This is a genomic window from Streptomyces sp. NPDC056479, assembly GCF_042795335.1.
In the GTDB taxonomy this organism is placed as follows: Bacteria; Actinomycetota; Actinomycetes; order Streptomycetales; family Streptomycetaceae; genus Streptomyces.
In genome coordinates this window covers 135564-141679 of record NZ_JBHTRZ010000015.1, presented here as the reverse complement: position 1 = coordinate 141679, position 6116 = coordinate 135564, and the positions used below count along the sequence as shown (strand labels likewise).

Annotated in this window: 6 protein-coding genes; 5 read left to right on the top strand and 1 reads right to left on the bottom strand. The window is 68.5% G+C overall.

Features of this window, described 5'->3' with window-relative positions; translation table 11 throughout:
* Positions 1 to 803: 803 nt before the first annotated feature.
* From ACFQ6S_RS42235 to ACFQ6S_RS42215, 5 genes are all read left to right on the top strand, one after another.
* The gene (locus tag ACFQ6S_RS42235; RefSeq protein WP_383421465.1) at positions 804 to 1499 is read left to right on the top strand and encodes a TetR/AcrR family transcriptional regulator; all 696 of its coding nucleotides are present in this window, start codon (positions 804 to 806) and stop codon (positions 1497 to 1499) included.
* 238 nt (positions 1500 to 1737) lie between these two features.
* Positions 1738 to 2880 (top strand): FAD-dependent oxidoreductase, encoded by a 1143-nt coding sequence (locus ACFQ6S_RS42230; protein WP_383421462.1) that lies wholly within the window; start codon positions 1738 to 1740, stop codon positions 2878 to 2880.
* Between the two features lie 64 nt (positions 2881 to 2944).
* Positions 2945 to 3697, top strand: a complete 753-nt coding sequence (locus ACFQ6S_RS42225; protein ID WP_383421459.1) for an alpha/beta fold hydrolase — start codon at positions 2945 to 2947, stop codon at positions 3695 to 3697.
* Between the two features lie 144 nt (positions 3698 to 3841).
* Positions 3842 to 4423 carry an NADPH-dependent FMN reductase gene (locus ACFQ6S_RS42220; RefSeq protein ID WP_383421456.1) on the top strand — a complete coding sequence of 194 codons (582 nt, stop codon included), beginning with the start codon at positions 3842 to 3844 and terminating at the stop codon, positions 4421 to 4423.
* A gap of 170 nt (positions 4424 to 4593) precedes the next feature.
* The gene (locus ACFQ6S_RS42215) at positions 4594 to 5190 is read left to right on the top strand and encodes a VOC family protein (RefSeq protein WP_383421453.1); all 597 of its coding nucleotides are present in this window, start codon (positions 4594 to 4596) and stop codon (positions 5188 to 5190) included.
* Between the two features lie 511 nt (positions 5191 to 5701).
* On the opposite strand, the gene ACFQ6S_RS42210 is transcribed toward ACFQ6S_RS42215, so the two are convergent.
* Positions 5702 to 6067, bottom strand: a complete 366-nt coding sequence (locus ACFQ6S_RS42210) for a site-specific integrase (RefSeq protein WP_383421450.1) — start codon at positions 6065 to 6067, stop codon at positions 5702 to 5704.
* Between the last annotated feature and the right edge of the window lie 49 nt (positions 6068 to 6116).

Here is a 6116-nt window from a genome sequence, read left to right as displayed (position 1 = left end):
GTCTGCTCCGCAGACACGACGCGCCGTCGCTACGCGACGGGAACTCCCTTGCTCCGCAAGGGAGTTGATGGATCGTCACTCCGTGACGATCTGCTGAATTGCTCCGCAATTCAGCCAGGAATTCGCTCCGCGAATTCCAAACAGCGCGCCTAGGCGGTCAAGGGCTCGCGCTGGACTGTCCTATTCTGAAGTCGAATTGACGCTGATTCAGTTTGCATTCTACCTATCTCCCCTCATCCCACTCTTCTAGCGAATAAGTCCATGATCCCAGCCAATTCTTAACCTGACCACTGCTTAATTTCTCGCTATTCATTTGTAGTTCATGAAATGGTATGCCACTCAAGGCTATTGGGCAATTCTTGGCCAGAGCACTGGCCCCCAATGAGATGACCTGCCCGAGGTCGTCGACGAGGGCGAGAGCGCGGGCCTGGTCGGGGGCGGGGCACCGAGGTCGGATCACTGCGCGCCCAGCAGCAGCGCGGCCGCAGGGGAGCATGCACCACGGACACGGCCGACGGATTGCGCGTGGCGAGCTTCCGTGTGACTCCCTCGCTCGCACTCGATCCAACATGTTCCATAATACATACTACGTGGGGTGGGGCAACCCCATTTCGGCGTCTCGAAGAAGTTCCGGACGCGGGAGGAAATTCGCGAGTACGCCACGTCCTCGGCGGCCCCGTCCTCGTTCCCGTCAGCGTCCAGAGGCATCAGTGCAGTCACTTGACTACCAGAATCAGCATCCACGAAGGCCGAGGGCGAACCGGGCAACCCCAGGGTTCGAACATGTTCGTTACGATCGGGTTATGACTGCGAGAAGAGAGCCGATCAGCCGCCGTGAGCGTCCGGCGAAGCCCGCCCTGTCCCGGCGCTGGATTGTGGACACCGCCGTGCGGATCATGCGGGCGGAGGGGCTGGGGAAGGTCACGATGCGCCGCCTGGCGCAGGAGCTGGATACCGGCCCGGCGTCGCTGTACGTCTACGTCGCCAACACTGCCGAGCTGCATGCGGCCGTCCTGGATTCCCTGCTCGGCGAGGTCGACCTGACCGGACAGGACGGCGGTGGGGGCTGGCGCGAGAAGCTCCGCGCCGTCATGACGTCGTACACCCAGGTGCTGTTCGAGCACCCGCAGCTCGCGCGGGCCGCGCTCGTCGCCCGCCCGAGCGGCGAGAACTACCTGCGCCTGGTGGAGCGCATCCTCGACCTCCTCTCACAGAGCGGCGCCGGCCGCGAGCAGGTCGCCTGGGGGGTGGACAAACTGCTCCAGGACGCGACAGCCACCGCTGCCGAGCATTCGACGCAGGAGCACGACCCCGCCTCCGAGGACGACTGGGACGCCACCGTGCGTGCCCTGCACGCCGTGGACCCCGCCACGCATCCGGCGATCACCGCGCACATGCCCGCCCTGATCGGCGGCTCGGTGCCGGGCAGGATCCGCTGGAGCTTCGACGTCCTCGTCAACGGCATCATCCACACACCCGTCCCGGGCGCAGTGGACTGAGCCCGGGACGAGGTGGTCCGCCCGGGCGGCGGATGCGGCTTGGGGAACGCACGTTCCCCTCGCCACCTACCACTCTAACGAACTTGTTCGCAACGAACATGTTCGGTACGGTGAGGGGGTGGCCGAGGCATCCCTTGCCGCCCCGTCGCCCACGCCGCCCCTGCAAGGAGCCCTTGCGGCGTCGGCGGCGATGACTCGGCGCACCGAGGCGTTTCCCCTACTGCTTTCGGAGGCCCCCATGAGCACCAGTCATTTCCCGATCGCGATCATCGGCGCAGGTCTCGGCGGCCTGACCGCCGCCCGTGTCCTGCACGTCAACGGCATCGAGTCGGCGATCTTTGAGCTGGAGGCGTCGGCGGCGGCCCGCACTCAGGGCGGGATGCTCGACATCCACGAGAACAACGGGCAGAAGGCACTGCACGCCGCCGGCCTCCACGACGACTTCCTCAAGATCGTCCACGAGGGCGGTCAGGCCATGCGCCTGCTCGGCTCCGACGGCACGGTGCACGTGGCCGAGGAGGACGACGGCACCGGCGGCCGGCCGGAGGTGGACCGCGGAGACCTGCGGGACCTGCTGCTGAACTCCCTGCCTGACGGCACGATCCACTGGGGCCGGAAGGTCACCGGGGCCCGGGCGCTGGGCGACGGGCGCCACGAGGTGACGTTCGCCGACGGCTCGGCCATCACCACCGATCTCCTGATCGGCGCGGACGGCGCCTGGTCACGGATCAGGCCGCTGGTCTCCAACGCCTGGCCCGCCTACACCGGCATCTCCTTCGTCGAGACCGACCTGTTCGACGCCGACACCCGCCACCCGCGCAGCGCCGCGGTCATCGGCGGCGGATTCTTCATCGCCCTGGGGGGCGAACGCGGTGTCCTCGCCCACCGGGAAACCGACGGCAGCCTCCACGTCTACACGGCCCTCAAGGCCGACGAGGGCTGGCTGGACACGGTCGACTTCACCGACCAGGCAGCTGCCAAGGCCGCGGCCCTCGCCCACTTCGAGGACTGGGACGAGGGTCTGCGCGGCCTGGTCGCCGACGCGGACACGATCACCCCGCGCCGTATTCACGCCCTGCCCGTCGGCCACCGCTGGGACCGGGTCCCGGGCGTGACGCTGCTCGGTGACGCCGCCCACGTGATGTCCCCCTTCGCCGGGGAGGGCGCCAACCTGGCCATGCTCGACGGCGCAGAACTCGCCCTGACCATCGCGGCCCACCCCGGCGACACCGAGGCCGCCCTGGCCGCGTACGAGGAGGCCCTCTTCCCGCGCAGCGAGGAGTCCGCCGCCGAGTCCGCCGCCAACCTGGACACGATGTTCGGCGAGCGCGGCCTGGAGCAGATGGTCGCCTTCTTCACCTCCAGCCCGGCAGCCCAGTGAGGCCAGCGCATACCGCCGCCGCGCCCTCAGCCACCGAGCACCCTGCATCCGGGAGGAGGAACTCATGACCGCACCCCTGCAGCGCGCCATCCCCGTACGGCCCGGCCTCGACCTCGAAGTGCGCGAGGCCGGCACCGGCCGCGGCCCGGTCCTCGTCCTGCACGGCGGCCCCGGCCCCTCCAGCATCACGGCTCTGATCGACCACCTCGCACCGGATCACAGGGTGGTCGCGCCCACCCATCCGGGCTGGGAGGGCACCGTACGGCACGACGACCTGGATTCCGTGCCCGCACTCGCCGCTGCCTACCTGGACCTGCTCGGCCGCCTCGGGCTGAACGACGTGACGGTGATCGGCACGTCCTTCGGCGGCTGGGTCGCCACCCAGACCGTCCTGGATGACCGCGAGGGCCGGATCTCCCGGCTCGTCCTCATGGACGCCATCGGCCCCGTCATACCCGGCCAGCAGATCACCGTGCCCGCCGGGCCACCGGCTGCGGCGGCCGCAGGACCGGCGCCGAAGGGCGGACCGTCCGCGCAGTCGATGGCCGCCATGCGCGCCTACGCAGGCCCGGGCATGGCAGACGCCAGCATGCTGCCCCGCCTTTCCACCGTCGCCTGCCCGGTCCTGGTGATCTGGGGCGCCGACGACCCAGTCGTCACCCCGGACTTCGGCCGCGCCTACGCCGCGGCGTTCCCCCACGCGCGGTTCGAACTCATCCCCGGCGCAGGACACCTGCCCATCCGCGAGGAGCCCGAGGCGGTCTTCACCGCTCTGGACTCCTTCCTCACCCCCCGGGCCTCGGCCGCCGGCCACTGAACCCTGCCCTTGGTTCCCCGTCTGCGGGCCGGCGCCGGCATCGCCCTTCGGCAAGCGGGCGCCCATGGGACTCATCACGCGCGGTCGCAGACCGACCGCGCGGGGGCGGGGAACCGACCGTCCCTTTCATCCACCGGAGGCACAATGACGAAGATCGCGATCATTCTCGGCACCACCCGCACCGGACGTGCCGGCGAACGCGTCGCACAGTGGGTCCTGGAGCAGGCCCGAAAGCGCGGCGACGCCGACTACGACCTGGTCGACCTCGCCGAGGTCGACCTGCCGCAGATCGACGAACCGTTCCCGCCCGCCATGGGCCGCTACACCCACCCCCACACCCAGCAGTGGGCCGCGACCGTCGCCGCCTACGACGGCTACGTGCTCGTCACCCCCGAGTACAACCACTCCTTCCCCGGCGTCCTGAAGAACGCCCTCGACCGCGTCTACGCCGAGTGGAACAACAAGGCCGCCGGCCTCGTCTCCTACGGCTTCGACGGCGGCGTGCGCGCCGTCGAAGCCCTGCGCCCGATCCTGGGCGCCCTGCAGCTCGCGGACGTCTCCGCGACGGTCACCTTGAACCTGCGCACCGACTTCGCCGACTTCGGCGCCACGTTCACCCCCGGCGAGCACCAGGGCCCCACCCTGACGGCGATGCTCGACCAGCTCCTGTCGTGGAGCAACGCCCTCGTTCAGACCCGCAACAGCGCAGCCCCGGCACTTTCCTGAAGCACCTCCCGCACGACCTCCTCTCTCACGACGGCCCCGGCCCGCAGCCCACTTCACACGCCAGTCAAGAGCTGCGCTCTGCCCGCGAGCAGGGCCGCGACACCGGCCACGCTGCGGCTCACACACGCGCCCCGCTCCCGGGGAGCCGCAGCACGGATGAAAGGTCGACCATGACCGACTACCGGATGGACCAGACGCTCACCCTCGGACCCGTCACGCTGACGGTGGCCGACCTGGAACGCAGCGTGCGCCACTACACGCAGGTCGCAGGCTTCCACCTCCTCGACCGCCAACCACAGCGAGCGCAGCTGGGCGTGGAAGGACAGGTGCTGGTCGACCTCCACGAGGTCGCCGGGGCCATCGCGCCGCCCCGGTCGAGCCCGGGGCTCAGCCACTTCGCCCCGCTCGTGCCCACCAGGGCGGACGTGGCCCGCTTCACCCAGCGGCACCTGGACGCAGGATTCGACGTCGACCCGCGCGACCACGTCGTCAGCCAGTCGTGCTACGTGACCGATCCCGACGGCCACACGATCGAGGTGACCTGGGCCTGTCCACAGGAGCAATGGCAGTGGACCGACGAGGGCCTGCCCGTCGTGGTCTCCACACCGATCGCTGTGCAGGACCTTCTCGACGAGCCCGGCGCGAGCACGCCCGCACCCCTGCCGGCCGAGACGCAGATGGGGCACGTCCAACTCAAGGCGACCGACGCCGCCCTCACCCTCACCACGCCGGCTTGGAAAATGCTCACAGTTCGTGACGACACCTGAAAGTATTCGGCGCCGAAGAGTATTGCTCTCCGCCAGCATTCCGGACCGTGCTGGCCAACTCGGCGCGGGTCGTCGACGAGTGGCTGCCCGTCAAGGACTGACAAACCGACGCGGTCAAGGAGTGGCACGCCGACGCGCAAGTGCCGTACTGCTGGACCTGCGACTCCGTGCCTGGTGCCGGTGACTGGCGCGGCAATTCGCGCTGCTTTTTTCCGAACTAAGGCTGCTTCTAGATCATCGTCTGTGAACGACTACCCAGCAATACGGTCCATCCGAGGCCGCCGGGAATGAGAGCACCAACCGACACTAGGTGCGGGGAGGGGGCACGGGAAGATGGATAGTCTCCCTAGGGCCCTCTTCAAACATCTCCCATATTGCTGTGACTTCGTAGGGAGGCTTCCAGCCCGCTTCCTGACGGAAGTCAAGTCGCTGAGCCTGGCCGGGCTCCAGATCAATGGCTTGGAAGCCTGGCTCGATGCCCGAAATCCCCTGTTTTGAAGCGAACACGCCTCTAACCTGGACCCACTGGAGCCACACAGCGCGAGCAGGGAGCTGCCCCACGTTCCTGCACACGTACTCTCGGCCATTGCCCCACTCCTAGCTCGGCGCGTGGTTCCGCAGCTGCCCTTTCCTCCTCAGCGGCTCGATGCTGCTCTGCCAATGATGCTTCCGTTGCCACTGCAGACCTCACGGCCGCGTCAGCGGATCTACGTTCCAGCCACAGTACGAACTCCCGCACCTGTGCCGAGGTCACCTGGTCCCACTCGACGTCGACGACCTGCAGCCACCGCCACCACCGCAACAGGTCGTAGGCGTAGCTCCAAACGCTTCCAGCACGGCGGCCCTGGGCAACGAAGTCGCGCAGGTACCGGCGCACCGGCTCGATCGGCTGTCCGTTGGCGTCCTGTACCTAGTACGGCACCACA

Excerpts from the sequence above, each read along its gene's own strand:
- ACFQ6S_RS42235 (WP_383421465.1), top strand. The coding sequence starts at position 804 with ATGACTGCGAGAAGAGAGCCGATCAGCCGCCGTGAGCGTCCGGCGAAG.
- ACFQ6S_RS42230 (WP_383421462.1), top strand. The coding sequence starts at position 1,738 with ATGAGCACCAGTCATTTCCCGATCGCGATCATCGGCGCAGGTCTCGGC.
- ACFQ6S_RS42225 (WP_383421459.1), top strand. The coding sequence starts at position 2,945 with ATGACCGCACCCCTGCAGCGCGCCATCCCCGTACGGCCCGGCCTCGAC.
- ACFQ6S_RS42220 (WP_383421456.1), top strand. The coding sequence starts at position 3,842 with ATGACGAAGATCGCGATCATTCTCGGCACCACCCGCACCGGACGTGCC.
- ACFQ6S_RS42215 (WP_383421453.1), top strand. The coding sequence starts at position 4,594 with ATGACCGACTACCGGATGGACCAGACGCTCACCCTCGGACCCGTCACG.